20 protein-coding genes and 1 pseudogene are annotated in these 24,382 nt (G+C 72.2%); 11 read left to right on the top strand and 10 right to left on the bottom strand.

The annotated features are described in order from the left end of the window. Positions 1-427 precede the first annotated feature (427 nt). Complete coding sequence (locus AB0D48_RS21160; protein WP_362398850.1) at positions 428-1,528, top strand: hypothetical protein; 1,101 nt, start codon at positions 428-430, stop codon at positions 1,526-1,528. Between the two features lie 58 nt (positions 1,529-1,586). On the opposite strand, the gene AB0D48_RS21155 is transcribed toward AB0D48_RS21160, so the two are convergent. Genes AB0D48_RS21155 through AB0D48_RS21145 form a run of 3 tightly spaced genes read right to left on the bottom strand, consistent with a single transcriptional unit; the run spans position 1,587 to position 4,523 of the window. After that, on the bottom strand, positions 1,587-2,528 hold the full coding sequence (locus tag AB0D48_RS21155) for a 3-oxoacyl-ACP reductase (RefSeq protein ID WP_362398847.1): 942 nt from the start codon (positions 2,526-2,528) through the stop codon (positions 1,587-1,589). Positions 2,529-2,563: 35 nt separating this feature from the next. Continuing rightward, positions 2,564-3,640 (bottom strand): Zn-dependent alcohol dehydrogenase, encoded by a 1,077-nt coding sequence (locus tag AB0D48_RS21150; protein WP_362398844.1) that lies wholly within the window; start codon positions 3,638-3,640, stop codon positions 2,564-2,566. A gap of 28 nt (positions 3,641-3,668) precedes the next feature. Beyond that, the gene (locus AB0D48_RS21145; RefSeq protein WP_362398842.1) at positions 3,669-4,523 is read right to left on the bottom strand and encodes a MaoC/PaaZ C-terminal domain-containing protein; all 855 of its coding nucleotides are present in this window, start codon (positions 4,521-4,523) and stop codon (positions 3,669-3,671) included. 233 nt (positions 4,524-4,756) lie between these two features. Here AB0D48_RS21145 and AB0D48_RS21140 point away from each other — a divergent pair, with 233 nt between their 5' ends. Then, positions 4,757-5,110 carry a DNA-binding response regulator gene (locus AB0D48_RS21140; RefSeq protein WP_362398840.1) on the top strand — a complete coding sequence of 118 codons (354 nt, stop codon included), beginning with the start codon at positions 4,757-4,759 and terminating at the stop codon, positions 5,108-5,110. Positions 5,111-5,608: 498 nt separating this feature from the next. Here AB0D48_RS21140 and AB0D48_RS21135 read toward each other — a convergent pair whose 3' ends face one another. From AB0D48_RS21135 to AB0D48_RS21105, 7 genes are all read right to left on the bottom strand, one after another. Further along, on the bottom strand, positions 5,609-6,796 hold the full coding sequence (locus tag AB0D48_RS21135; RefSeq protein ID WP_362398837.1) for a lipid-transfer protein: 1,188 nt from the start codon (positions 6,794-6,796) through the stop codon (positions 5,609-5,611). 11 nt (positions 6,797-6,807) lie between these two features. Next, positions 6,808-8,952 carry an acyl-CoA dehydrogenase family protein gene (locus tag AB0D48_RS21130; protein ID WP_362398834.1) on the bottom strand — a complete coding sequence of 715 codons (2,145 nt, stop codon included), beginning with the start codon at positions 8,950-8,952 and terminating at the stop codon, positions 6,808-6,810. A gap of 79 nt (positions 8,953-9,031) precedes the next feature. Then, a complete protein-coding gene (locus AB0D48_RS21125; RefSeq protein WP_362398827.1) occupies positions 9,032-10,633 on the bottom strand; it encodes a serine/threonine-protein kinase in 1,602 nt (533 codons plus the stop codon). 34 nt (positions 10,634-10,667) lie between these two features. Further along, entirely contained in the window at positions 10,668-12,248 is a 1,581-nt protein-coding gene (locus tag AB0D48_RS21120; RefSeq protein WP_362398824.1) for a serine/threonine-protein kinase, read from the bottom strand. Then, positions 12,245-13,759 (bottom strand): serine/threonine-protein kinase, encoded by a 1,515-nt coding sequence (locus AB0D48_RS21115; RefSeq protein WP_362398821.1) that lies wholly within the window; start codon positions 13,757-13,759, stop codon positions 12,245-12,247. Before AB0D48_RS21115 ends, AB0D48_RS21120 begins: the two co-directional genes overlap by 4 nt. Positions 13,760-13,766: 7 nt before the next feature. Continuing rightward, entirely contained in the window at positions 13,767-14,027 is a 261-nt protein-coding gene (locus AB0D48_RS21110) for a DUF397 domain-containing protein (protein ID WP_362398818.1), read from the bottom strand. After that, a complete protein-coding gene (locus tag AB0D48_RS21105; RefSeq protein ID WP_362398815.1) occupies positions 13,987-14,835 on the bottom strand; it encodes a helix-turn-helix transcriptional regulator in 849 nt (282 codons plus the stop codon). The genes AB0D48_RS21110 and AB0D48_RS21105 overlap by 41 nt, the downstream gene beginning before the upstream one ends. A gap of 84 nt (positions 14,836-14,919) precedes the next feature. Here AB0D48_RS21105 and AB0D48_RS21100 point away from each other — a divergent pair, with 84 nt between their 5' ends. The 9 genes and pseudogenes from AB0D48_RS21100 (at position 14,920) to AB0D48_RS21060 (ending at position 24,123) form a co-directional block, all read left to right on the top strand. Beyond that, the gene (locus tag AB0D48_RS21100; protein ID WP_362398812.1) at positions 14,920-15,330 is read left to right on the top strand and encodes an ATP-binding protein; all 411 of its coding nucleotides are present in this window, start codon (positions 14,920-14,922) and stop codon (positions 15,328-15,330) included. A gap of 82 nt (positions 15,331-15,412) precedes the next feature. Continuing rightward, positions 15,413-17,239: a serine/threonine-protein kinase gene (locus tag AB0D48_RS21095; protein WP_362398809.1), complete on the top strand. Its 1,827-nt coding sequence runs from the start codon at positions 15,413-15,415 to the stop codon at positions 17,237-17,239. 475 nt (positions 17,240-17,714) lie between these two features. Further along, positions 17,715-18,362, top strand: a complete 648-nt coding sequence (locus tag AB0D48_RS21090) for a class I SAM-dependent methyltransferase (protein ID WP_362398806.1) — start codon at positions 17,715-17,717, stop codon at positions 18,360-18,362. 319 nt (positions 18,363-18,681) lie between these two features. Next, positions 18,682-18,844: pseudogene (locus AB0D48_RS21085) on the top strand (IS1380 family transposase); the annotation flags it as partial. Between the two features lie 385 nt (positions 18,845-19,229). Then, positions 19,230-19,652: a hypothetical protein gene (locus AB0D48_RS21080; RefSeq protein WP_362398804.1), complete on the top strand. Its 423-nt coding sequence runs from the start codon at positions 19,230-19,232 to the stop codon at positions 19,650-19,652. Positions 19,653-19,727: 75 nt separating this feature from the next. Next, a complete protein-coding gene (locus AB0D48_RS21075) occupies positions 19,728-20,633 on the top strand; it encodes a hypothetical protein (protein WP_362398801.1) in 906 nt (301 codons plus the stop codon). Further along, on the top strand, positions 20,634-22,151 hold the full coding sequence (locus AB0D48_RS21070) for a peptidoglycan-binding domain-containing protein (RefSeq protein ID WP_362398799.1): 1,518 nt from the start codon (positions 20,634-20,636) through the stop codon (positions 22,149-22,151). Next, entirely contained in the window at positions 22,148-22,867 is a 720-nt protein-coding gene (locus AB0D48_RS21065) for an ABC transporter ATP-binding protein (protein WP_362398796.1), read from the top strand. The genes AB0D48_RS21070 and AB0D48_RS21065 overlap by 4 nt, the downstream gene beginning before the upstream one ends. After that, on the top strand, positions 22,861-24,123 hold the full coding sequence (locus AB0D48_RS21060; RefSeq protein ID WP_362398793.1) for an ABC transporter permease: 1,263 nt from the start codon (positions 22,861-22,863) through the stop codon (positions 24,121-24,123). The genes AB0D48_RS21065 and AB0D48_RS21060 overlap by 7 nt, the downstream gene beginning before the upstream one ends. Positions 24,124-24,382 lie beyond the last annotated feature (259 nt).

Raw genomic sequence — 24,382 nt, 5'->3', positions numbered from 1 at the left:
GCCCGACTGCTCGTCGGCCGGTTCCTGGCGGGCTCGGTCTCGTCCCTGGCCCCGCCCAGCCGGGCTCGGTCTCGTCCCTGGCCCCGCCCAGCCGGGCTCGGTCTCGTCCCTGGCCCCGCCCAGCCGGGCTCGGTCTCGTCCCTGGCCCCGCACACGCACGGGCCCGGTCCTCTCCCTGGCCCCGGAGACGCCCGTGAAGATCCGGTCGGCGGCGGCCGCGTCCATCCACTCCGGGCCGATCTCGACGCTCTCAGGTCCTCGGCCGAACCGGTTCCGCACCCCAAACGCCCCGATATCGCACAGCACAATCACCTCCTCCACCACAGACGAATTGCCGCGCGGCCACCCGTATGTGTGAAGCGGAGTTGGTCGCCCTGTTCGGCACGAAGTGCGAAAACTAGCTTCCTCACCGGAGGTGACGGCCCGGATGACTGTCTGTGCCATCAAGATGACGACCACGGCCCCGTTCACGATCGCCGCGGACGGGTCGTACGCCGCCCGGCTCGCAGGGGACGGCGAGGCGCTCTACGCGGAGCGCTGGACCCTGGCCGGCCCCGAACCGTACGCGGTACCGCTGCCGCTCGCGCAGCCCGAGGAGGCCGACAGCGAGCTGCTGCCGCTGACCGACGGGCGGGTGCTGATCCACCGGCGGGTGGCGGAGCGGCACGCCTTCGCGCTCCTGTACCCCACGGGCGCCGCGGCCGGGCCGCGCACCGGGGAGCTCCAGCTGGGCGCGGTACAGCCGGAGCAAGGGAAGGACGTACGGGTCCGCCTGCTGCCCCCGTCCCCGGGCGGCACCGGCGCCTTCGCCCTGGCCGTGACCGACGCCGGAACCACGGTCTGGCGGGTTGCCGGCGGCGGCTTCGGGCCGGAGCAGGTCGCCCGGATCCCGGGCCGGTGCTCCGGCGGGGTCTGGCTGGACCGCGTGGGCCGGATGCTGGCCCTGGACCGCGAGCTGGACGGCACCACCAAGGCCGTCGCCGTGGACCTGGGGCGCGGCGGCGAGGTCTCCCCGCTGCTCCAGATCACCGACGGCAGCGACGACCGGCTGCTGCTGGCCGACCCGGACAGCGGACTGCTGCTGATCCGCTCCGACGCGCCGGGTGAACCGCGTCTGGGCTGGGGGGTGCTGGGCAGTTCCCTGCCGGTCCGCTTCCCGGAGTGTCTGCGGCTGGGGGACGCGCACCCGTTCGCCGTGCAGCCGGGCCAGGCGCTGATGCCGGAGACCTGCGGAGTGGCCCTGCGGCTGCCCGGGGGTGAGGGTACCCCCGGCGCTGGCTGGGGGAGCATCGGTCTGTGGCGCCCCGCCGACCGGCGCGTCTTCCGGCTCGGGGCCCCGGCGGGCTGGCTCGGCGGGACGGGCCTGTGGAGTCCGCAGGGCCGCCTGCACCTCCCGTACGCGACCCCCGACGTCCCTTGCGGGATCGTCGGGATGACCCTGCCGGTCTCCCCTCCCCCACCGGTCCGCCTGGACGCCGCCCCGCCGGCCCCGACCCGCCCGATCCCGCTCCAGCAGGCGCCGCTGTGACGACCCGGCCCCGCCGACCCGGACCCGCCGGGTCGGCCCGCCGGCCCGATCCGCCGTATCAGCCGTGCTTGAGTCCCAGCACTTCCACGGCGGCGAAGGTCTCGTTCGCCGGGCGGGAGTCGTAGTGCGGGGTCAGGACCTCGTCGAGTTCCTCGTACGAGAAGGCCTCCTTGGTCGTGTCGAACTTCGCCGCCACCTTCGGCCGTTCCATCACGACCACGATCCCGCCGTGCACGACGAACAGCTGCCCGTTGGCCTTCGCGGCGGCTGGTGAGGCCAGGTAGCCCACGAGCGGGGAGACGTGCTCGGGGGCGAGGGCGTCCAGCTTGCCCTCCTCCGGGACCTGGAAGCCGGCGAAGACGTCCTCGGTCATCCGGGTGCGGGCGCGCGGGCAGATGGCGTTGGCCGTCACCCCGTACTTGGCGAGGGCAAGGGCGGTGGACGTGGTCAGGCCCACGATGCCGCCCTTGGCCGCCGCGTAGTTCGGCTGGCCGGCCGAGCCGCCGAGGAAGGCCTCGGACGACGTGTTGACGATCCGGCCGTAGACCGGGCCGCCCGCCGCCTTCGAGCGCTCGCGCCAGTGCACGGACGCGAAGTGCGTGGTGTTGAAGTGGCCCTTGAGGTGGACCCGGATCACCGAGTCCCACTCCGCTTCGGACATCGAGAAGACCATCCGGTCGCGCAGGATGCCGGCGTTGTTGACCAGGATGTCGAGCTTGCCGAAGCTGCTCACCGCCAGGTCGACCAGCTCGCGCGCCTGCTCGAAGTCGGCCACGTCGCCCAGGTGCGCGGCCGCCTGCCCGCCCGCGGCGCGGATCTCCTCGGCCACTTCCTCCGCCGGGGCGGCCGAGGCCTCCCCGGAGCCGTCCCGGCCCGGCTGCCCGAAGTCGTTGACGACCACGCTCGCGCCGAGCCGTGCGAGCTCGATCGCCTCGGCCCGGCCGAGCCCGCGGCCCGCGCCCGTGACGACGGCGGAGAGTCCCTCAAGTGGCAGTGACATCCGTACGGTTCCTCTCAGAGCTGGTCGACGGGGCGTCAGAGTTCGATGCAGGTGCGCAGGGCCACGCCCGTACGCATCTGGTCGAGGGCGTCGTTGATCTCGGCGAGCTGCACCCGGTGCGTGATCAGGCCCGCCAGGTCCACCCGGCCTGCCCGCCACAGCGCGATGGTGCGCTCGTAGGAACGGAGCACGTCCCCGCCGCCGTACATCGAGGGCAGGATCTTCTTCTCGTCGAAGAAGAGCGAGAACATGTCGATCTGGAAGGTGTCGTCCAGGGCGCCCGCGCCGACGATGACGACGCTGCCGCCGCGCCGGGTCATCTTGTACGCGGTCTGCGCGGTGGCGGACTTGCCGACGACCTCGAAGACGTAGTCGAAGCCCTCGCCGCCGGTGATCCGGTTCTTGGCGTCGTCGAAGGCGTCGGGGGCGACCGCCTCGGAGGCGCCGAACCGCAGGGCGGCCTCGCGCCGCGACTCCACCGGGTCGACGGCGATGATCTGCCCCGCGCCCTGGACCTTGGCGCCCTGGATGACGGATATGCCGACACCGCCGCACCCGATGACGGCGACCGAGGACCCGGCCTCCACCTTGGCGGTGTTGATGGCCGCGCCCAGGCCGGTGGTGACGCCGCAGCCGATGAGCGCGGCGATGTCGAGGGGCAGGTCGTCGGGGATCGGGACGGCGCACTTGGCGTCGACCACGAGTTCCTCGGCGAAGGTGCCGGTGGCGGCGAAGCCGAAGATGTCACCGCCCGCGCGGCGGAAGTTGGGGGTGCCCGCGTTGACCAGGCTCTCCAGGCACAGGTGGCCCTGGCCGCGCTTGCAGGACGGGCAGTGGCCGCACGGCGGCAGCCAGCAGACGAGTACGCGGTCGCCCACCTTGTGGCCGGTCACCCCGTCGCCGACGTCGGAGATCACTCCGGACCCCTCGTGGCCCGGGACGAAGGGGGCGGGCTGCGGCAGGACGCCGCTCATCGCGGAGAGGTCCGAGTGGCACAAGCCGGTGGCCTTGATCCGGATCTTCACCTTGCCGGGACCGAGCCCCACGGCCTCCATGTCGTCGACCACTTCGAGCTTGTCCTGGCCGATCTCGCTCTGCAGTGCTGCGCGCACGGTGCGGCTCCTTCAGTCCGGTCTTGGATTACGCGTGTTCGACGACGGTGTCGGCGAGGACCGGCGCGTCGTCCCGTTCGACGGCGGTCACCGACACCAGGACGCGGCCGGGCTCCTGCCACATCCGGATGCGCAGCGTCTCGCCGGGGAAGACGATCCCGGCGAAGCGCGTGCGGTAGGCGCGGACCCGGGACACGTCCCCGCCGAGGGCCGTGTCGACGACGGCCTTGAGGGTCGTCCCGTACGAGCACAGGCCGTGCAGGATCGGCTTGTCGAAGCCGGCCAGCTTCGCGAACTCGGGATCGGCGTGCAGGGGGTTCCAGTCGCCGGAGAGGCGGTAGAGGAGCGCCAGCTCCTCACGGATGTGCCGCTCCTCGACGCGGTCGGGGGCGCGCTCGGGCAGTTCCTCCCTGACGGAGGGCCCGCGGTCACCGCCGAACCCGCCTTCTCCCCGTACGAAGATCGACGCGTCGCTGGTCCACAGCGGCCCGTCGGCGTCGGCGACCTCGGTGCGCAGGACGATCACTGCCGCCTTGCCCTTGTCGTGGACGGCGGCGACCTTGGCCGAGGAGGTGGCCCGCCCCTTGACGGGGATCGGCCGGTGCAGCTCGATGGACTGGCCGCCGTGCAGGACGGCGGCGAGGTTGACGTCGATGCCCGGGGCCGCCAGGCCGCCCATCATGGCCATGCCGGCGCCGGCGACGGTGGCGAAGCTGGGCAGGACGTGGAGCTTGGACTCCAGGGTGTAGCGCAGCTCGTCGGGGTCGGTGGCGGGGACGCCGGCGCCGAGGCCGAGGTGGTAGAGCTGGATGTCCTTGTGGTCCCAGGCGATGTCCCCCTGGCGGGGGTCGGCGGCGAGGGCCCTGGCGGCATCGATCGGCATGAGGGTGCTGCTCCCTGTCGTTGAAGAACTGGGGCCGTGGAAGACCTCGGTGCGGCCGTCCGCACCGTCGGCCGCACCGAGGTCGTATGCGGGGCCGGCTGGTTCTAGAACGCGTTCTAACCTGACCGGTGAGGGAATGTATAACGCACGCCCCGATAGTTGGGAAGACTCACGGGGGGGACTCGCGGACGGACTCCTGACTTCACGTCAGATAGGGTTTCCGGGTGGACGAAATGCCCGTTGAACACCGCCAGGCCCGTGCGCTGCGCGTCCTGCTGGATCCCCCGAACCCGGCCCTGGCGCTCCAGCTCGGCCTCCAGCCGGACATCGAGGTCGTACGGGACCTGCTGGGGCGGCCGACGGTGGCCCTGGTGGAGGACGCCGAGTCGGTGGCGCGGCTGCTGGCGGAGGACCCGGAATGCCGGGTCCTGGTCCTGACGGGTTCGGCGCACCCTGGGCTGGGGGCCGCGGTGCTCGGGGCGGGGGCAGCGGGGCTGGTCCTGCGCGACGGCCCGGTGGAGGACCTGGCGGACGCGATCCGCCGGGCCTCGATGGGCGAAACGGTGGTGGACCCGGCCCTTGGCTGACCGCCGGGTGGGGCCGGGCGCCGTGGCTCCGCCCGCGCATCGCCGGCGAGGCTGTTCCGTGCCGCGGCCCGCCCCCCCCACTCGGCTCAAAGCCCGGGGCTCCGCCCCGACCCCCGACGGCGCTCCGCGCCGCGCCTCAAGCGCCGGCGGGGCTGAATTCCGGCTCACGCCGTCCTCTCGGCGCGACGGGATTGCCCTCAGGGAACGTCACCCCCGCCCGGCACACCCCAAGCCCGGCCAGGCACCTTCCAGCCCCGCCGGCGTTTGAGGCGCGGGGCCCGGGGCGGAGCCCCAGTCAGTAGGCCGCACCGCACAACCCAGCCCCACCAGGCACCTTCCAGCCCCGCCCGACACACTCCAGCCCCGTCGGCGTTTGAGGCGCGGGGCCCGGGGCGGAGCCCCGGTCTGTGAGCCGCACCGCACAACCCAGCCCCGCCAGGCCGGCGGAGCCCCGGCCCCCGTGCCTCAGACGCAGACGCAGACGCAGACGCAGACGGGCTACTTCCGTAGCAAGGTCACCACCGCAGCACCCCCCAGGCCGATGTTGTGGGCCAAGCCCACCCGGGCCCCCGGCACCTGGCGGCCCCCCGCCTCGCCGCGGAGCTGCCACACGAGCTCCGCCGCCTGCGCGAGCCCCGTCGCGCCCAGCGGGTGCCCCTTCGAGATCAGGCCCCCGGAGGGGTTGACCACCCACCGCCCGCCGTACGTGGTCGCGCCCGACTCCACCAGCTTCCCGGCACCCCCGTCCGCACACATCCCCAACGCCTCGTACGTCAGCAGCTCGTTCACCGAGAAGCAGTCGTGCAGCTCGATCACGTCGACGTCCTCGATGCCGAGCCCGGACGCCTCGTACACCTGCCGCGCCGCCGCCGCCGTCATCGGCTTGCCGACCACGTCGATGCACGAACCCGACGAGAACGACGCCTCCGTGTCCGTGGTCATCGACTGGGCGACGATCTCCACCGCCTTGTCGTGCAGCCCGTGCCGCACGACGAACCGCTCCGAGACCACCACCGCGGCCGCCGCCCCGTCGGAGGTGGGCGAGCACTGCAGCTTCGTCAGTGGCGAATGGATCTCCTTCGCCGCCAGGATCTCCTCCACCGAGTACACGTCCTGGAACTGCGCGTTCGGATTGTTCGCCGAGTGCCGGTGGTTCTTCGCGCCGACCGCCGCCAGCTGCGCGGCCGTGGTCCCGTACCGCTCCATGTGCTCCCGCGCCGCGTTCCCGAATATCTGAGCGGTCGGCGGGGACATCTCGAAGCCGTGCCCGGCGGCCATGATCCCGTAGTGCCGGGCGACCGGCGACGTCTTGAAGTCGCCGCCGTCCGCCCCGCCCCCCAACGCCCCGCGCTTCATCTTCTCGAAGCCCAGCGCCAGCACGCAGTCGCTGATGCCCCCCTCCACGAACTGCCGCGCCATCATCAGCGCCGTCGAGCCCGTCGCGCAGTTGTTGTTCACGTTGTAGACCGGGACCCCGCTCAGCCCCAGCTCGTACACCGCCCGCTGGCCGGCCGTGGAGGCCTGGAAGCAGTACCCCACCGGCACCTGCTCGACCTGGTCGTACCCCACCCCCGCGTCCGCCAGCGCCGCGGACCCGGCCTCGTTCGCCATGTCCCAGTACTGCCAGTCCCTCGACTCCGGCTTCTCGAACTTCGTCATGCCGACGCCCACGATGTACGACTTCATTCCGCTGACTCCTAGTCCCTGGGAAGGCCGAGGATCCGCTCGGCGACGACGTTGAGCTGGACCTGCGTGGTGCCCCCGGCGATGGTCAGGCAGCGGGACATGAGCATCCCGTGCACCGCCCGCTCCCCCGCCCCCTCCCGTACCGCGCCCGCCGGCCCCAGCAGTTCGAGCGCGAGTTCGGCGGTCCGCTGCTGGTGCGGGGTCTGGAGGAGTTTGCGTACGGACGCGCCCGCGCCCGGCTCCAGCCCCGACACCTGCTGGAGCGTGGTGCGCAGCCCGATGCAGGCCAGGGCGTGCGCCTCGGCGGCCAGCGCGCCGATCCGCGCCGCGTACGTGCCGTCGAGGCCGGCGGAGCGGGTGATCAGGGCTTCGAGGCCGGTGTCGAAGCTCATCTGGTCGGCCATGTGGACCCGCTCGTTGCCGAGGGTGTTCCGGGCCACCTTCCACCCGCCGTCGGCGGCGCCGACCAGCGCGTCCGCCGGGAGCAGCACGTCGTCGAAGTAGACCTCGTTGAAGAGGGCCTCCCCGGTGATCTCCTTCAGCGGCCGGACGTCGATGCCGGGGGTGTTCCTCATGTCGACGACGAAGTAGCCGAGTCCCTTGTGCTTGGGCGCCTGCGGATCGGTACGGGCCAGCAGGATCCCGTAGTCGGCGCTGTGCGCGGAACTCGTCCACACCTTCTGTCCGTTGACCCTCCAGGAGCCGTCCTCGGTCCGCTCGGCCTTCGTCCGCAGCGAGGCCAGGTCGGAGCCGGCGCCCGGCTCCGAGAAGAGCTGGCACCAGGTGACGTCCCCGCTGAGGGTCGGCAGGACGTAGGCCGCCCGCTGCGCGTCCGTCCCGTAGGCGAGCAGCGAGGGCACGACCCAGGTGGCGATTCCCAGGTCGGCGATCTTGACCCCGGCGGCCCGCAGCTCCTGCTGCACGACGAGCTGCTCGACGGGGCCCGCCCCGAGGCCGTACGGGGGCGGGAGGTACGGGGCCGCGTAGCCGGTGGGGGCCAGGATCCGGCGGGCGGCCACCGGGTCGAGGCCACGCGCGTCCTCGATGGCGGTACGGGCCTTCGCGCGGTACGTCTCACCTTCCCGCAGGCTCTCGGGCGGCATCTTCAGCCGCATCTCCCGCCGCGCCCCCGCCGCCGCGAGCCGTACGGCCCGTACGCGGTGCCCGTCCCCCGGCCCCAGCAGCTGGCGGGCGACCAGAGCCCGCCGCAGATGGATGTGGGCGTCGTGCTCCCAGGTGAAGCCGATCCCCCCGAGCACCTGGATGCAGTCCTTGGCACAGGAGTACGAGGCGTCGAGCGCACTCCCGGCCGCCAGGGCGGCGACCAGCGACCGCACCTCCGCCGGTTCGTCCATCGCCTGAGCCGCGTCCCAGGCCAGTGCCCGGGCCTGCTCCAGCCGCACCAGCATGTCCGCGCACAGGTGCTTGACGCCCTGGAACTGCCCGATGGGCCGGCCGAACTGCTCGCGCACCTTCGCGTACTCGGCGGCCGTGTGCAGTGCCCAGGCGGCGGTGCCGCAGGCGTCGGCGGCGAGGAGGGTGCAGGCCAGGTCGCGGACCAGGGCCGCGTCCAGCTCCAGCAGCCGGCCGGGCGGGGCCGTGACCCCGCGCGCCCGCACCTCGGCGGTGGGGCGGGTCGGGTCGGCGCTCTCGTGCGTACGGATGTCCAGCGCGGCGGCGTCCACGGCGAACCAGCGGGTGCCGTGCGCGGCGTCGGCGGCGAGCAGGACGAGGTCGGCCTCGCCGGCGCCGAGCACCGGGGGCGCGAGCCCGTCGAGCAGGTGCCCCCCGCCCTCGACGGCGACGGCGGTCAGGCTCCCCGGGCCGAGCGCGACGGCCCCGACCCGGCCCGCGAGGGGCTCGGCCCCGGCCCGGTCCATGAGTACGGAGGCCAGCGCGCTCGGCAGGAACGCCCCGGGCAGAGCGGCCCGCGCGGCCTCCTCGACCACCACGGCGAGGTCGAGCAGGGTGCCGCCGTCCAGGTGCGGCTCCAGCAGCCCTTGCGCGGTCATCGCGTCCCAGTAGGCCGGCCGCGCCCCGGTCTGCGGCGGGGTGTCGAGGAGCTTGCGCACCTCCTCGGGCGGCACGGCCCGCGCCACCCACCCGCGCACCGCCTCGGCCAACTCCCGCTGCTCTTGCGTGATTCCGATGCCCATGCGCGGCAGACTAGAACACGTTCCAATCTGACGGAAGGTCAGGTAGCGGTGTACTTCGGCGGCCGCATCACTGGCAGGATCAGCGGGTGGCGGCCTTCAGCGCGGCCCTGGCGACCTCCTTCGCCTTCGCCTCGCAGTCGCCCTTCGTGTACGGCTTCGCCTGGAGGCCCACCCAGACGGAGAGATTGCCCTCGCGGACGGCGAGGACACAGCTCCAGTCAGCACCGGGGGAGCTCCAGTAGGCCTCGGTGCCGAACCCGAGGCGGGAGGCCTCGCGCTGACCGGCCGCCTCCTCCTGGAATCGCCGCCTCTGCGTACCCGCGTTGGCGCCCGCGTCTCCGCCGAGGCTCAGGTCCCACCGGACCAGCGCGGCCGGTGACGCGGCGGTGTGGAGCCCGTCCCAATTGCAGGCCGCCCGCACACCCTTGGCCGTCTCGGACCGGGTGTCGCGGGCCGGCGACCCGGACGCCAGGGGCAGTTTCCCGTGCGCCGCCTGACAGGTCGGGACGGCCGTGTAGGAGATGGGAGCCGTGACCCGATCCCGTACGTACAGTGCGACCCCGGTACCGGCCACGAGGAGCACACCGGCCGCCGTCAGGGCCGCGATCCGGCGCGGAGCACGCCACGGGCTGCGGGGCATGTGCAGCCCCGCCTGCGTTCCAGGCACCGCCGGAGCCAAATCCAGCCCCGCCGGCGTTCGAGGCGCGGGGGTCCGGGGGCCGGCCCCCGCGAGCGGCGCCGCAGGGGCATCCGGGGCGTCGGTCGGCGCCGACGGCTCGGCCCGGCCGTCCAGCAGCCGGTCGATGTCCGCCCGCTGCGCGGCGATCATCCCGTACACGGCGGAGGGCCACTGGCGGCCCGCCGGAGCCACCGGACCGATCAGCTCGCGCAACCGCGCCGGGGAGGGCCGGGCGGCGGGGTCCTTGGCCAGGCAGCTCGCGACGACGTGGCGCAGCCCCGCCGGGACGGCGCTCAGGTCGGGCTCGGCGTGCACCACGTCGAAGAGCGTCCGGAGGGCGGAGGTGCCGGCGAACGGACTGCGGCCGGTCACCGCCATGGCCAGCACCGAGCCGAGCGAGAACACGTCGCTGGCGGGGGTGAGCGGCCTGCCCTCGGCCTGCTCGGGCGACATGTACGCGGGCGAGCCGACCACGATGCCGGTCCGCGTCAGCTCGGTGTCCCCCTCGGCCCCCGGCTCCGTCGCCCGCGCGATGCCCAGGTCGATGACCCTCACGCCGCCCTCGGCGAGCAGCACGTGGGACGGCTTGAGGTCCCGGTGCACCAGCCCGGCCCGGTGGATCTCCGCCAGGGCCGACGCCAACCCCGCAGCGAGGCGCCGTACGACGTCCTCCGACAGCACCCCGACCTCCTCGACGACGGCGCTCATGGACGGTCCGGCCACGAACGCGGAGGCGAGCCAGGGCGTCGGGGCGTCCGCGTCGGCATCGATCACCGCCGCCGTGTAGGCGCCGGACACCTTGCGCGAGGCGGTGACCTCACGCCGGAACCGGGCCCGGAAGCCCTCGTCCCCGGCGAAGTGCGCGAGCACCTGCTTGACGGCTACGAGGCGCCCGTCGGGCCCTGCCGCCAGCAGCACCCGCCCCATACCGCCCTCCCCCAGCACGCCGAGCACGTCGAACGGCCCCACGTGCTTCGGCCCCGAGGGCCCCAGGTCTTCCATCCCACCCCGTCCCATCTCTCCACTCGGCCCGCGCTCAGCGCGGGACGGCCGCCAGCGCGGCGCGGGCGATCTGTTTCGCCTCGGCCTCGCAGGTCGCTGCGGGATGCTCCGGGCCGCCGAGGGCCACCTGCACCACGAGGTTGCCGTCGCGCACGTGCAGCCGACAGATTTCCGTTTCCATCGCTTTCGGCCTCCACTCCGCTTGGTCCCCCACCCCGAGGCCGGTCTCGGTGCGACTGTGGCCGAAGCCGATCCGTTGGCGCTCCGTCCCGCTGTCCCCGCTGCGGCCGCTGCGCTCCAGGGTCCAGGCGACGGAGGCGTGCGGCGGCGGCTCGTTCTCGCGGGCGGCGTCGTAAACCGGCAGCCAGGCGCAGTGCGCAGACGCCCAGCTGGCCTCGTTGACGTACGTGTCCTTCTTCTCGTTCCGGGCCGGCAGCGGGAGCTTCCCGGCCGCCTCCGCGCAGCGCGGCACGCTCAGGTACCGGTCCGCTTCGGCCGGCGGCCTCGGCGGCGGCTCCTCCTTCTCGCGCAGCAGGTACGCGGGTCCGGCCACGGCCGCCACGAGGGCCCCCGCCAACAGCAGCAGGCTCCTGCGGCGCAGGCGCAGGCGCATGCCGCGTGGCGCGTGCGCCCGTTCCGGGCGGACCGCGCGCGGGGCGGTGGCGGTCGCCGCGTCCGGGTCCACGTCCGGGCCGGAATGCGCATCCGCCGGCCGGGCCGTGCTGTCCGGGTCCCGGAGCAGCCGGTCGATCTCCTCCTGCTGTGCGGCGGCCATGCGGTCGACCGCGGGCGGCCACTGCGTGCCGTCGGCCGTGCCGGTCAGGCCCAGGATCTCGGCCGGGGACGGCCGGGCTGCCGGGTCCTTGGCCAGGCACCGGGTGACCAGGCCGCGCAAGCTCGGCGGCAGGCCGAGGAGGTCGGGTTCGGCGTGCACGACGTTGTACAGGGTCAGCGCCACCGTCGGCGCCACGAAGGGGCTGCGGCCCGTCGCGGCCAGGACCAGGACCGACCCGAGGGAGAACACGTCGCTCGCCGGGGTCAGTTCACCGCCCTCGGCCTGCTCGGGCGACATGAACGCGGGCGAGCCGATCACCGTTCCGGCCCGCGTCAGCTCGGTGACCTCGCCGGGCCGGGCCACCCGGGCGATGCCGAAGTCGATCACCCGTACCCCGTCCCGGGCGAGCAGCACGTTGTCGGGCTTGAGGTCCCGGTGCACCAGCCCCGCCCGGTGGATCTCCGCGAGGGCCGTCGCCAGCCCGGCGGCGAGCCGCCGTACGGTCTCCTCGGGCAGCGCCCCGGCGCTCTCCACCGCGGCCCCCAGCGCGGGCCCGGCCACGAACACCGAGGCCAGCCACGGAGCGGCCGCTTCGGCGTCGGCGTCCAGGACCGCGGCCGTGTAGGCGCCGGAGACCTTGCGCGAGGCGGCGACCTCACGCCGGAAACGGACGCGGAAGCCGTCGTCGTCGGCGAGCCGGGCGTGCACCTGCTTGACGGCGACGAGCCGCCCGTCCGGTGCGGCGCCGAGCAGCACGCGGCCCATGCCGCCCCGGCCGAGCTCGGCGAGCAGCCGGTACGGCCCTGCCACGGCCGGATCTGACGCCCCGAGTGGTCTCATGGTCCCCTCACCACGTCGACGGCCCGCCCGGCGAACTCCCGGGTGAAGGCCTCACATTCTCCGGGCGGGTAATGGGGACCGTTCACCGAGACGACGACCGTCATGTTGACGTCCCGTACGCGCAGCTTGCAGCTCGGATCCGCCTCGAAGTCCGGCGGCTGCCACAGCCCCTCCTCGGCGAACCCGAGGGCGAGCTCGCGCTGGGTCTTGCCGCGGGCGTAGGAGGCCTCGTGGTACTTCTTCGCCTGCTCGGCCCCGGTGCCCTTGCCCTTCAAGGTCGAGAAGAACCGCCACTCGACCCGGATCTGGTCACCGGTCCGGGTTGCCCAGTAGCAGTCGACCTCCTCCGCGCCCGACGCCTGTTGCGGACTTGCCCCGCCCGCGGGTTCGAACCCGGACGGCACGCTCAGCTTGGGGACGGTCTGCTCACAGTGCGGGGGCGACGCCGGGTACACGTCCTTCCGCTGTGCCAGCGGTGTCGTGCCGGGCGTCGGCACGGGCTCGGGTACGACCTGGCGGTAGGCCTCCACGACGTACGGCCGCCCCACGGTCAGCCCGACGGCGGCCACGGCCGCCACGCCCGCAAGGGCCACCGCCACGACCAGCGGCCGGGGCCTTCGGCGGCGGGCAGGAGCCGTGTCGGCCGCGGCCACGCGCAGCAGCCCGCCCATCGTGACCGTCTGCTCGTCGATCAGCGTGTTCACCGCCTTCGGCCACGGCCGCGCCGAGGGCGTCAGCCCGCCGACCGTGCTCAGCAGCTCGCCCGGGCTCGGCCGGTCGGCCGGGTCCTTGGCCAGGCACAGCGCGATGATCCCGCGCAGGCCGGGCGGTACCCCGCTCAGGTCCGGTTCGGCGTGCACGACCTCGTGCAGGATCCGCGGCACCGAACTCCCGGCGAACGGCGCCTTCCCCGTACAGGCCATGACGAGGGTCGCGCCGAGCGAGAACACGTCACTGGCCGGGGTGAGTTCCTGCCCCAGGACCTGCTCGGGCGACATGAACGAGGGCGACCCGATGAGCGAGCCGTCGTGCGTGATCCGGGTCTGGTCGCCCACCGCCCGCACGATGCCGAAGTCGATGACCCGTACGCCGTCCTCGGCGAGCAGCACGTTCGACGGCTTGAGGTCCCGGTGGATCAGGCCCGCCCGGTGTACGTCGGCCAAGGCGTGCGCGAGCCCGGCGGCCAGTCGGCGCACCGCCTCCTCGGGCAGCGGCCCGGCGGCGTCCAGGGCTTGGCCCAGCGAAGGCCCCGGCACGAACTGCGAGGCGAGCCACGGCCTCTCCGCGTCGGGGTCGGCGTCGATCACGGCCGCGGTGTAGCCGCCGGCCACCCGCCGCGAGGCGTCCACCTCGCGGCGGAACCGCGCCCGGAACCCCTCGTCCTCGGCCAGGTCGGCATGCACCTGCTTGACCGCGACATGGCGCCCGTCCGGCGCCACCCCCAGCACGACCCGGCCCATACCGCCCTGGCCGAGCACCGAGACCGTCCGGAACGGTCCTATGTACTCCACTCCGCTCCTAGAGGGCGCCGACGAACGCAGCGAAGGCGGCGGGACTCACGGTGAAGGCGGGGCCTTCGGGGTTCTTGGAGTCCCGGACGGCGACCTGGGTGGGCTGGGTGGCGACTTCGACGCACTCGCCGCCGGTGCCGCCGCTGTACGAGGCCTTGCGCCAGGCGGTGGCGCCGAGGGGGGCGCACTCGACGCAATCGCCGCCGGTGGTTCCACTGAAGGACGACTTACGCCATTGCACGCTCGTCAGGTCCAGGCCGTTCTCCATAACGTTCCTCCATTACGCGAGCGATCAGCGCGACCGAGCGCTCCGGGGAGAGTGCTTCGGCTTGCAGCCGAGCGTAGCCGACCGAACGTTCCTTGATCAGTGACGGGTTGGCGGTCATGTGACCCTGCGCATAGCCCTCCTCGTAGAACAAGTCCGGGTCGTCGTCAAAGCGGAGGAGGTTGAACGACCCGAGCATTCCTGTGTGTTGTCCAGCCGAGAAGGGCAGCACTTGGACCTGCACCCACGGCCGCTCCAGGAAGGCCAACAGGTGGGCGAGTTGGTCTCGCATGACCTCATGCCCGCCGACCTCCTGATGCAATGCCGCCTCGGCGAGCACCACCCATAGGGCTGGCGGGTGCTCGCGTTCCAGGATGCGCTGCCTCTCCATGCGGGCCGCCAACAGCTCGTCGACCTGATCAGGGCGGTCGACGCCGAGCAGGGCGCGCGCATAGGCCTCCGTTTGGAGTAGCCCGTAGACCAGCTGCGACTGGTAGGTCGAGATGTACTCGGCCTTCGCCTCCATCTCCGCGTACGCCTGGAACCAGCTCGGCAGCTGACTCCGCAACACCAGCCCCACCAGCCGGGAGAACACCCCACCCGTCCCGAGCGCCGCGTCCACCCGCTCCGAGAAGTCCCGCGTCGGGACCTTCCTCGCGGTCTCGATCTGCCCGATCAGCGAGGCCGTGCAGAAGACGATGCCGCCCAGCGCCCCCTGTTTCAGCCCCGCGTCCTCTCTCAGGCGGCGCAGTTCCGAGCCGTAGTAGTCCAGCGGCGAGGCGCTGGGATCCAGATCGCGGATGTTGACCATGAGGAGGTCACCCCCAAGTCCACGCCGTGCGGCGTTCGTTTCGGTCCGTAGCCGAGCGTAACCACGCCACCTCACCCTGGTGACATGAATCACGCAACTCACCTCTCCCCCGGGGAGATTGACGACAGCTACCACATGGGCTTCACCGTCAATGAGCACTCGGCCCGGCACATGCGGCGCGTACTGCGGATGATGCTGGCGAGCTGGGGCCACGGCGGGCTGACCCACGCCGCTGAGCTGGCGCTCACCGAGCTGGTCGCCAACGTCGTACGCCACGTCCCCGGCCGGGACTGCTCGGTGCTCATGCTGTGCCGGCCGGGCGGGGTGCGGGTGGAGGTGTCCGACGGCTGCCCCTCCCCTCCCCGGTTGGCGCGCGACGGCGGGGGACTGGCCGAGGGCGGCCGGGGGCTGCTCCTGGTCGAGGCCGTCACCGACCGCTGGGGCACGGTGCCGCTGCCCAGGGGCAAGACGGTGTGGTTCGAGTGCGACGCGTGACGCACTGAGCCCCCGGCCCCTCGCACTCGGCGATAATGCTCTGCCGAACGGGGTGGATCATGCAGTGACGGGGGCCGGGCGCGTGCAGGAACTGATCGAAGGCCGTTACTCACTGGAGGAGTTGCTCGGCCAGGGCGGCTTCGGCGAGGTGTGGCGGGCCGAGGACAGCCGGGTGGGCCGCCAGGTCGCCGTCAAGATCGGATACCCACAGTCGCCCGAGGAGACGCGCCGGTTCGAGCGGGAGGCCAGCCTGGCCGGGAACCTCGCGCATCCCAACATCGCCACCGTCCACGACTTCGGGCGTACCGAACGGGCCGGGCGCAGTGCCGTCTTCCTCGTCATGGAGCTGCTCCAGGGCCGCAGCCTGGCCGAGGTCCTGGAGGCCGGAGTACCGCCGCTCGCGGACGCCCTGGACTGGGCCGCGCGGATCGCGGACGCGCTCGGCGCCGCCCACGACGCCGGAATCGTCCACCGGGACATCAAGCCGGCCAACGTGATGGTCACCGGGAGCGGGGTGACGAAGGTCCTCGACTTCGGCATCGCCAAGGCCCGGGGCGGGCCCGGTACGGAGCTGACGGCCACCGGCATGATCATCGGGTCGTTCCCGTACATGGCGCCCGAGCGGTGGACCGGCGGGGCGGACGGCGTGCCCGTCGACGGCCGGGCCGACCTGTACGCCCTGGGCTGCGTCCTCATGGAGCTGCTGACCGGTGCCCGCCCCTTCCCCGCGCGGGAGATGCACGAGCTGCTCGCCCAGCACCTCACGACGCGGCCGCCCGTGCCCAGTTCTCTGCAGGCGGGTCTGCCGGCCGCGCTGGACTCCCTCGTGCTCGACCTGCTCGCCAAGGACCCCCGCGAGCGCCCCGAGAGCGCGGGCCAGGTGTCCCGGCGGCTGGCGGAGATCGCCCGGGGCGCAGTCGCCGCCTCCGGCGACCCCGCCGTGCCCGTGCTCCCTCCGGTGACAGCGCCCGTGACGGCGCCGGCGGCCCCCTGGCCGCCTCCGCCGTCCTACTCCCCCACCGTGCACACCGGGGTGGGCGATCCGGTCCGCACCATGCTGGGGCGCAGGCTGACGCAACTGCTGGAGGACGGCCCGGCCGACGTCGTGGAACGGCTCGGCATGCTGACCTCCGACCTGGCCGAGGAGCTCGGGGCGCACGACCCGCTCACGATGCGTGCCGCGTACCACCACGCGATGCGCGTCCGCGGGCGGTCCGTCACGGAGCTGGAGCGCATCCTGCCGAGGATGGTGCGGGTCCTCGGCCTCGAGCACCCGGACACGATCACCGCGCGTGCCACGTACGTCGGCGAGGCCGCGGCCTTCGGGCCCGGCGACGGCCGGCGGCACGAGGAGGAGCTGCGCGAGATCATCGGGCAGGCGACCCGGGTGTTCGGCACGCACGTCCCGGTCACGCTGACCGCTCGCTACCACCTGGCCTCGGCCATGCACCGGGGGGCCCGCGACCGCGACGGCCAGTGGGACGCGCGCACCCGTGAGCGGGCGGAGAGCGAGCGGGCCTGGCTGGGGCCGCTGCTGCCCGACCTGGAGTGGGCGCTGAGTGCCGACAGTCCGGTCCTGCTGGACGTGCGGCGCCGGCTGGCGCACGACGCCTGGCTGCTCGGTGACTTCGCCGCCGCCGCGCCCCTGTACTGGCGGCTCTTCCCGGACCTCGCCGAACTCGCGGAGCACGGCGATCCGGAAGTGGCCCACCGCGTGCTGCGCAGCATCGGCGAGGCGGGCGATCCCGCGAGCGCGCTGGCGCACATGAACCTGCTGCTGCACCGGCTCCCCTTCCTCGCGGGCAGCCGCCGGCTGGCCCAGGAGGTGTCCGACACCCGGGCGGAGTTCCGACGGACGCTGCGCGAGCAGCGCCGGGCCGACGGGGGCGGCGGCCTGTTCGGCCGCTGAGCCTCCAGCCCCGCCCGGTCCGCGGGTCCGGCTGCAGGACCGGGGCTCCGCCCCGCACCCCGCGCCTCAAACGCCGCCGGGGCTGAATTCGGCTGATGCCGTCCGCTCGGCGGCGCTGGATTGCCCGCAGGGCAATTGCAGCCCCGCCGGCGTTCGAGACGCGGGGGCTCGGGCGAAGCCCCCGTCCTGCAGCCCCGCAGCGTTTGAGGAGCGGGGGCTCGGGCGAAGCCCCCGTCTTGCAGCCCCGCCGGCGTTCGAGACGCGGGGGCTCGGGGGCAGAGCCCCGGTCTTGCAGCCCCGCCGGCGTTTGAGGCGCGGGGGCTCGGGGGCAGAGCCCCCGCAACGGTGCCGCACCGGACCACGGGACCCGGGACCCGGGACCCCAGGACTCGGGACTCGGACTCGGGACCCGCCATGGACCGCTACTCAGCGGTAGGGCAGCATGGGCCGACCAGTCGCAGCTCAGGAGGAACACATGGCCAGCCCCAAGCCGGAGACCCTCGCCGCCTTCGAGGCGGCCAAGGGGTTCATGCCCGTACGGGAGGGGCTCGCCCTGTACGAGGCCGCCACCACCGCGGCCGCGCTCGGGTTGCCGCTGCTGGAGGTCGGGACGTACTGCGGGCGTTCCACCATCCTGCTGGCCGACGCCGCCCGTGAGGCAGGCGTCGCCGCGATCACCGTGGACCACCACCGCGGCAGCGAGGAGCAGCAGCCGGGCTGGGAGTACCACGACCCGACGGTCGTGGACCCGGAGATCGGGCTGATGGACACCCTGCCCACCTTCCGCCGTACCCTCCACAAGGCCGGGCTGGAAGACCACGTGATCGCGATCGTCGGCCGCTCCCCGCAGGTCGCCGCCGCCTGGGGCGGCAAGCTCGGCCTGGTCTTCATCGACGGCGGCCACACCGACGAGCACGCCACCGGCGACTACGAGGGCTGGGCCCCCCACGTCGCCGAGGGCGGCACGCTCGTCATCCACGACGTGTTCCCGGATCCGGCCGACGGCGGCCAGGCCCCGTACCGGATCTACCTGCGCGCCCTCGCCTCCGGCGCCTTCGAGGAGGTCTCGGTGACCGACTCCCTGCGCGTGCTGCGCCGCACGTCCCCCGAGCGGGCCGTCTAGAAGCCCGGTGAAGGTCTTGTTGAGGGCTGTCCGGCCGGAGGCCGGGCGGCCCGCTTGCCCTATGTGGTGGCCGGGTCGAGGTGCCAGGTGTGGCTGGTGCGGGTGAGTCCGAGGTTGATCAGACGGCGGAGGTTGAGGGCGGCGGCCCTGGTGTGGAGCCAGGTCCTCCCGCAGGGCGGCTCGCACAGCACCACTAACCTCGCGCTTTCATGAAGCGCGGTGTCGGACAGGTGATCAGGTAAACGAAAAGTGCCTCTGACCAGCAAGAATGAGGATAGTCGAGGTCCTTGTTCCTGCCATAGCCGGAGGCACTTCTCAGGTGAAGAAGCGTATCGGGTCCTACCCAGGTGTCCGCGTCGAGCGGGACGGCCGGGCGGTGGTGTCCCAGGCCGGGGCCGTACTGCTGGTCGCCCAGGCTGGACCGAGCGATATCGGCGGCTCTGTCACCGTGGCGCAAGCTTCGGGCGGTGCACGATCCGGGCTAACCAAGAGCTGCCTACAGACAGGCCCTTTTCACGTTTAGGACACAACAGCCCCAGAACGTACGCAATATCGGCCTGTAAACACGTGCCTATTCGTGAAATTGGACTCGGTTATGGAGGCGACGACCGATCGCCCGCAAAGGGGGCGGCGGATGTCCTCGCTGGTGGAGTCAGGCGCCGTCCGGGAGCACACCCAACCGGGGGAAGGAGGAGGCAGGTTGACATCGACCAAAGATCGGTTACCCTTCGACCGCGCACCTGACGTGCACACAACACACACACCCGCGGGCGGTACGCAATGTGGCGCCGTATTGCGGACACCTATCGCCGTTCACCGGTCACGATCAAAAACGAGGAAAGACTTATGATTCGACGGATTTCAGCAATGTTGCTTGCCGTGGTATCTCTGTTCGGCGCAGGAATCGCCCTAGCCGGGCCCGCGCAGGCCTACTGCGACTACGACCACGCCTGTTTCTACTCGAACAGCAATTTCGAGGGATGGAAGAGGAGAGACTACAACTCGCAGCTCAACTGGCGCAACCTCGCCTACGACAACAACGGCAACGCGCCTCTCTACTACACTGACGGCTACCCCAGCAACGTCAGCTCCATTGAGAATGAGGACCCGGACACCAAGCTCTCCGTGTACTACAACTCCGGGAATCTCGGCCCCTGCTTCATGGTCGCGGCTAACGGTTCCGTGAGCAACATGGGGGGCATATACATTAAGTCCGGCATGACCGCCAATGACAACATGAACTCGCACAAGTTCAGCAACTCATGCTTGGGGAACACGTACAACTTCTGATCGTCGAGACATGAATGCGGTGGGGCGGAGGCAGTTCCGCCCCACCGTGCACATCCACTCTCTCCAGGGGTTTCCTTGCGTTACACACGTCTCGTCATCGCAACCGGGGTCGGCGTGCTGCTGCTCACCGGGTGCGCGGAGGGCGCCGGGGTGAACGACAGCGCCGGCGGTGGCGGTCCCGTGGTCCAGGACGTCGTCACGGAGGCCGACATCGTCCTCCCGGTGTCCGCTTACCTCTTCACTCGCGAGCAGCAGGCGCTGGTCGACACCGCGAGTTCTACCCTGGCCGCCGACTGCATGAAGCGGTTCGGTTTCGATTGGCCCGTCAAGAAGACCGAGCCACTCAAGGTCGTGAGCCGCCGGTACAGCGTTGTCGGCGAGAAGGTCGCCGCCGAGTACGGCTATCACATGATCCCGACGGCCGGCTACGACGAGCACGCCGAAGGCGCGGTTCCCAGTCAGGCCAAGTTCCCGCCCGAGGCGTACATGATCTACGGCGGCAAGGGTGGCGATGGAGCCGCGGGACGCAGTTACCAGGGCAAGGACGTCCCCGAGGGCGGCTGTCTAGGGGAGGCCGCCCGCAAGCTGGGGCTCGACAAGGTGCAGGATCCCCGAAAGGGCAAGACCGGACTGCTCAGCATCGATTTCTCCTCCTTTGGGAAGGCCCTGGCGACGCCTGAATTCAAAAAGGCGCAGGACGAGTGGGTGGCCTGCATGAACAAGTCGGGATATCAGCACACCGGCTTCATGCAGCCCGCCGAGAAGTACGCGTCCCAGGGGAACTCTGCATCGCCGGAGGAGAAGGTCGTGGCCAAGGCCGATGTGAAGTGCAAGCAGGAAACGAAACTCGCCACCGTGCTGCTCCGCCTCGAAACGAAGATCCAGAGCGACTACATCGAGCAGAATGCCGCCGGTTTTGCCGAGATCAAGAAGGACCGGAGCGCGGTCATAAAGTCGGCCAACGAGGCATTGGCGAACTGAATGCAGCACGACGAACAGCCCTTCGTGGTCTCGGCCGGGGCGGCTAACAGCGGCGGCGGTGAAAGTGGTGGCGGTGCACGGATCGGGCGGCGCTGGGTCGCCCTGATCGCGGTGGGCGCGGTCGCGCTCACCGGGGCGGGCTTCGGGGCCTCCCTGCTGATCAAGTCGCCCGCCCAGGCGGCGGCGGACTCCCGGCCCCCGGCACCGTCCGTGATCACCGCGCCAGTCGAGTACCGGACGCTGGCCTCCTCAGTGATCCTTCGCGGCACCGTGGTCGCCGGCCAGAGCGTGGAGATCACTCCCGGCGGCGCGGCTGAGGGAGGCAGCCCCACGGTCTCCAAGCTGCCGCTGAAGGTAGGGGACGAGGTAGGCGCGGGTCGGCTGCTGGTTGAGATATCGGGCCGTCCGGTGATCGCGCTCCAGGGCACGGTTCCGCTCTATCGCGACCTCAAGCCCGGTGCCCAGGGCAGCGACGTGGGCCAGCTCCAGGACGCGCTCCAGAAGCTCGGCCACTCCACTTCCCCCGACAACCGGGGGCGTTTCGGCGAGGGCACGAAGTCGGCGGTCACCGCGCTCTACAACGCGCTCGGGTACGAACCCGTTGTAGTCGGCGGCGCCGAGGGCGCTGCCGCCGTCACCGCGGCCGAAACACGGGTGACCTCGGCCGTACGAGCCCTGGACGACGCCAAGGACGCACTGAAGACCGCCGAGGCCAGCTCAGTTTCGGGCTCGGGCAAGACGACGGTGCCGACCACCAGTCGCGAACTGGAGCACCTGCGCAAGGCGGTCAGCCGTGCCCAGGAGGACCTGGCCACCGCACGCGAGGGACTCGTGGCCGCGCGGGCGACCGCAGGCCCCATGGTTCCGTCCGGCGAGGTGACGTTCCTGGAGAGCTTCCCCGCACGGGTGCAGGATATCCCCGCACGGCTCGGCGGGAAGGTGCAGGGGGCGGTGATGACCATCGCAGCAGGCGCCCTGGTGCTGCACGGTTATGTGCCCGACCACCAGAAGGGCCTGATCAGGGCGGGTCAGCAGGCAGAGATCCTCTCCGAGGTCAACGGCGCCTCCGCCCAGGCCTCCGTACAGTCCATCGCCACCGCCCGCACGACGCCGCGCGCCGATGGCGGCACGCCGGCCGGACAGCCGGCCGGACAGCCGGCCGGTGGGCAGGCCGGTGGGCAGGCTGGCGCGGACGGCTATCTGATGACTCTGGCGCCGGGCCGGCCGCTGGGGGCCGAGTGGACCGGGCAGAACGTCCGCATGACAGTGCTGGCCGCCACGACCGCCGGCAAGGTCCTGGTCGTACCCATCACGGCGGTGTCGGCCGGCGCCGACGGCTCCACAGTGGTCACCGTGCTGGAGGACGACGGCAGGCAGCGCCGGGTCCGGGTGAAGCCGGGCACCACCAGCGACGGCCATGCCGAGGTCACACCCCTGGACGGCGGCGCCCTGGGCGAGGGTGACCGTGTGGTGACCGGGGTCCGGTCCAACGGCGCCGTGCGAGGAGGCACCGGATGACCACGCCCCCTCCCCCGTCCGAGCCGCCCGTCATCGAATTCCGGCAGGTCGGCCTCACCTATCCGGGGCCGCCGCCCGTGGAGGCGTTCCGCCCCAGCGACCTCACGGTCGGCAGGGGCGAGTTCATCACCGTCGTCGGCCCCTCCGGATCGGGCAAGTCCACGTTCCTGAACATCGCCGGACTCCTCGACACCCCCACGACGGGCAGCTTCCTGCTCGACGGCATCGACACCGGCCGGCTCAGGGACACCGAGCGCACCACTTTGCGTGGCCGCCGTATCGGGTTCGTCTTCCAGGCCTTCCACCTGCTGCCGCACCGCAGCGCCCGCGAGAACGTCGAACTCGCCATGGTCTACGACGGTACATCGCGCCGCGAGCGCCCCCGACGGGCCCGCGAGGCGCTGGCCCGGGTCGCCCTCGGCCACCGCACCGAGGCGCTGCCCACCCGGATGTCCGGCGGCGAACGCCAGCGGGTGGCCATCGCGCGGGCCTTGGTCGCCCGGCCCTCGCTGCTCCTGTGCGACGAGCCGACGGGAAACCTCGACACCGCCAACGCCGAGGTGGTGCTCCGGCTGCTGGAGGCTCTCAACGCCGAGGGCATCACCATCGTCCTCATCACGCACGACCCGGCCGTGGCCGCCCGCGGCCGACGAACGGTCACCATCCGGGACGGCATCCTAAGCGAGAGCGAGAGCGAGCAGGTACGCGCATGCTAAGCCGGATCGGAAAGAAACGGCACGCCGCGCCCCTCCCCGGGATCGGGCGCTCCACATTCGCGCCACGGGACCTGCTGGCCGAAGCGCTGGCCGGGATGCTGCAGCGCCCCGCCCGCTCCGCGCTCACCATGCTCGGCACCGTCCTGGGCGTCGGTGCCTTCGTCGCGGTGCTCGGCCTAACCGCCACCGCCTCCTCGCAGATCGACGCCCGCTTCAACATGCTCTCCGCGACCGAGGTGACGGTCGAGGACATCGCCCGCGAACAGAACAAGTTCGCCGACGCGGCGTTCCCGGACGACGCCTCGGACCGCGTCGAGCGGCTCAACGGGGTGCGTCACGCCGGCGCGCTGTGGACGGTGCGGCCCCGACGCAGCGCCGCCGAACTCGCCGTCACCGCCGCCCCGGTGGGCGACACCGGAGGGGAAACCCTCAACGTGGTGGCCGCCGCCCCCGGTGCCCTGCGCGCGGCCGAACCCCGGCTCTCCCAGGGCAGGCTGTACGACGAGTTCCACTGCGGTGCCCGCCAGCGCGTCACCGTGATCAGCTCGGGCATCGCCGCCCGGCTGGGCATCACCACGCTGGAGACCAAGCCGGCGATCTTCATCGGCGGGCAGCCGTTCACCGTCGTGGGCATCGTCGAGGACGTCCAGCGCCAGCCGGACGTGCTGCTCTCGGTTCTCGTACCGCAGACCACCGCGGTCGAACTTTGGGGGCGGCCCACCGAGGGCGCCAGAATGCTCATCGCCACGGACCTGGGCGCCGCCCGTCAGGTGGCCAGGGAGGCCCCCACGGCGCTGCGCCCCGACCACCCGGAGTACCTCAGGGCGATTCCGCCGCCCGACCCGAGGAGCCTGCGAACCTCGGTGACCTCCGACCTCGAACAGCTGTTTCTGCTGCTCGCCGGGGTGTGCTTGGTCATCGGAGCGGTCGGAATCGCCAACACCACCCTGGTAGCGGTCCTGGAGCGCACCGGGGAGATCGGCCTGCGCCGCGCCCTCGGCGCGCAGGGGCGCCATGTCACCGCCCAATTCCTCGCCGAGTCGGGCACGCTGGGCGCCTTCGGCGGACTCATCGGTACGGCCATCGGCACACTGGCCGTCCTGGTGGTGGCGCTGATCAGGGACTGGACGCCGGTCATGCACCCGGTGACCCTGGCTACCGCCCCGCTCATCGGCCTGGCGACCGGCGTCGTGGCCGGGATCTATCCCGCCCGGCGCGCGTCCTCCGTGCAACCGGCCGAAGCCCTTCGCGGCTGACCCGCCCCGCCCAGGGGAGGCTCGCGACATCCATGGCGGATATGGGCTGATATCTGCATCACATAACGGCCGCAAGCTCGCCAGAGTCCGCTGGGCGTAGCAGATCTCCACGCGATCTTCGTCTCTCAGCGTCCGCCCACCGTCCAGGGCTGGTGGGGGCGGTGAGTATCACGAGGGGCCCTAAGTAGACCGCAGGCAGCGCACTTAACAGTGCGGCCCGGCGGAAGGAAGGATTATGAGCCCTGGCGGGAAACCCCCA

Source organism: Streptomyces sp. NPDC048269, assembly GCF_040652395.1.
GTDB lineage: Bacteria > Actinomycetota > Actinomycetes > Streptomycetales > Streptomycetaceae > Streptomyces.
The sequence above is the reverse complement of the archived record's forward strand: the minus strand, read 5'-3'. Positions and strand labels throughout refer to the sequence as shown.

What these genes read in the sequence shown, in the direction of transcription:
- AB0D48_RS21160 (WP_362398850.1), top strand. Translation starts at nt 428, where the DNA reads ATGACTGTCTGTGCCATCAAGATGACGACCACGGCCCCGTTCACGATC.
- AB0D48_RS21155 (WP_362398847.1), bottom strand. Translation starts at nt 2,528, where the DNA reads ATGTCACTGCCACTTGAGGGACTCTCCGCCGTCGTCACGGGCGCGGGC.
- AB0D48_RS21145 (WP_362398842.1), bottom strand. Translation starts at nt 4,523, where the DNA reads ATGCCGATCGATGCCGCCAGGGCCCTCGCCGCCGACCCCCGCCAGGGG.
- AB0D48_RS21140 (WP_362398840.1), top strand. Translation starts at nt 4,757, where the DNA reads ATGCCCGTTGAACACCGCCAGGCCCGTGCGCTGCGCGTCCTGCTGGAT.
- AB0D48_RS21135 (WP_362398837.1), bottom strand. Translation starts at nt 6,796, where the DNA reads ATGAAGTCGTACATCGTGGGCGTCGGCATGACGAAGTTCGAGAAGCCG.
- AB0D48_RS21130 (WP_362398834.1), bottom strand. Translation starts at nt 8,952, where the DNA reads ATGGGCATCGGAATCACGCAAGAGCAGCGGGAGTTGGCCGAGGCGGTG.
- AB0D48_RS21125 (WP_362398827.1), bottom strand. Translation starts at nt 10,633, where the DNA reads ATGGAAGACCTGGGGCCCTCGGGGCCGAAGCACGTGGGGCCGTTCGAC.
- AB0D48_RS21120 (WP_362398824.1), bottom strand. Translation starts at nt 12,248, where the DNA reads ATGAGACCACTCGGGGCGTCAGATCCGGCCGTGGCAGGGCCGTACCGG.
- AB0D48_RS21110 (WP_362398818.1), bottom strand. Translation starts at nt 14,027, where the DNA reads ATGGAGAACGGCCTGGACCTGACGAGCGTGCAATGGCGTAAGTCGTCC.
- AB0D48_RS21105 (WP_362398815.1), bottom strand. Translation starts at nt 14,835, where the DNA reads ATGGTCAACATCCGCGATCTGGATCCCAGCGCCTCGCCGCTGGACTAC.
- AB0D48_RS21100 (WP_362398812.1), top strand. Translation starts at nt 14,920, where the DNA reads ATGAATCACGCAACTCACCTCTCCCCCGGGGAGATTGACGACAGCTAC.
- AB0D48_RS21090 (WP_362398806.1), top strand. Translation starts at nt 17,715, where the DNA reads ATGGCCAGCCCCAAGCCGGAGACCCTCGCCGCCTTCGAGGCGGCCAAG.
- AB0D48_RS21080 (WP_362398804.1), top strand. Translation starts at nt 19,230, where the DNA reads ATGTTGCTTGCCGTGGTATCTCTGTTCGGCGCAGGAATCGCCCTAGCC.
- AB0D48_RS21070 (WP_362398799.1), top strand. Translation starts at nt 20,634, where the DNA reads ATGCAGCACGACGAACAGCCCTTCGTGGTCTCGGCCGGGGCGGCTAAC.
- AB0D48_RS21065 (WP_362398796.1), top strand. Translation starts at nt 22,148, where the DNA reads ATGACCACGCCCCCTCCCCCGTCCGAGCCGCCCGTCATCGAATTCCGG.
- AB0D48_RS21060 (WP_362398793.1), top strand. Translation starts at nt 22,861, where the DNA reads ATGCTAAGCCGGATCGGAAAGAAACGGCACGCCGCGCCCCTCCCCGGG.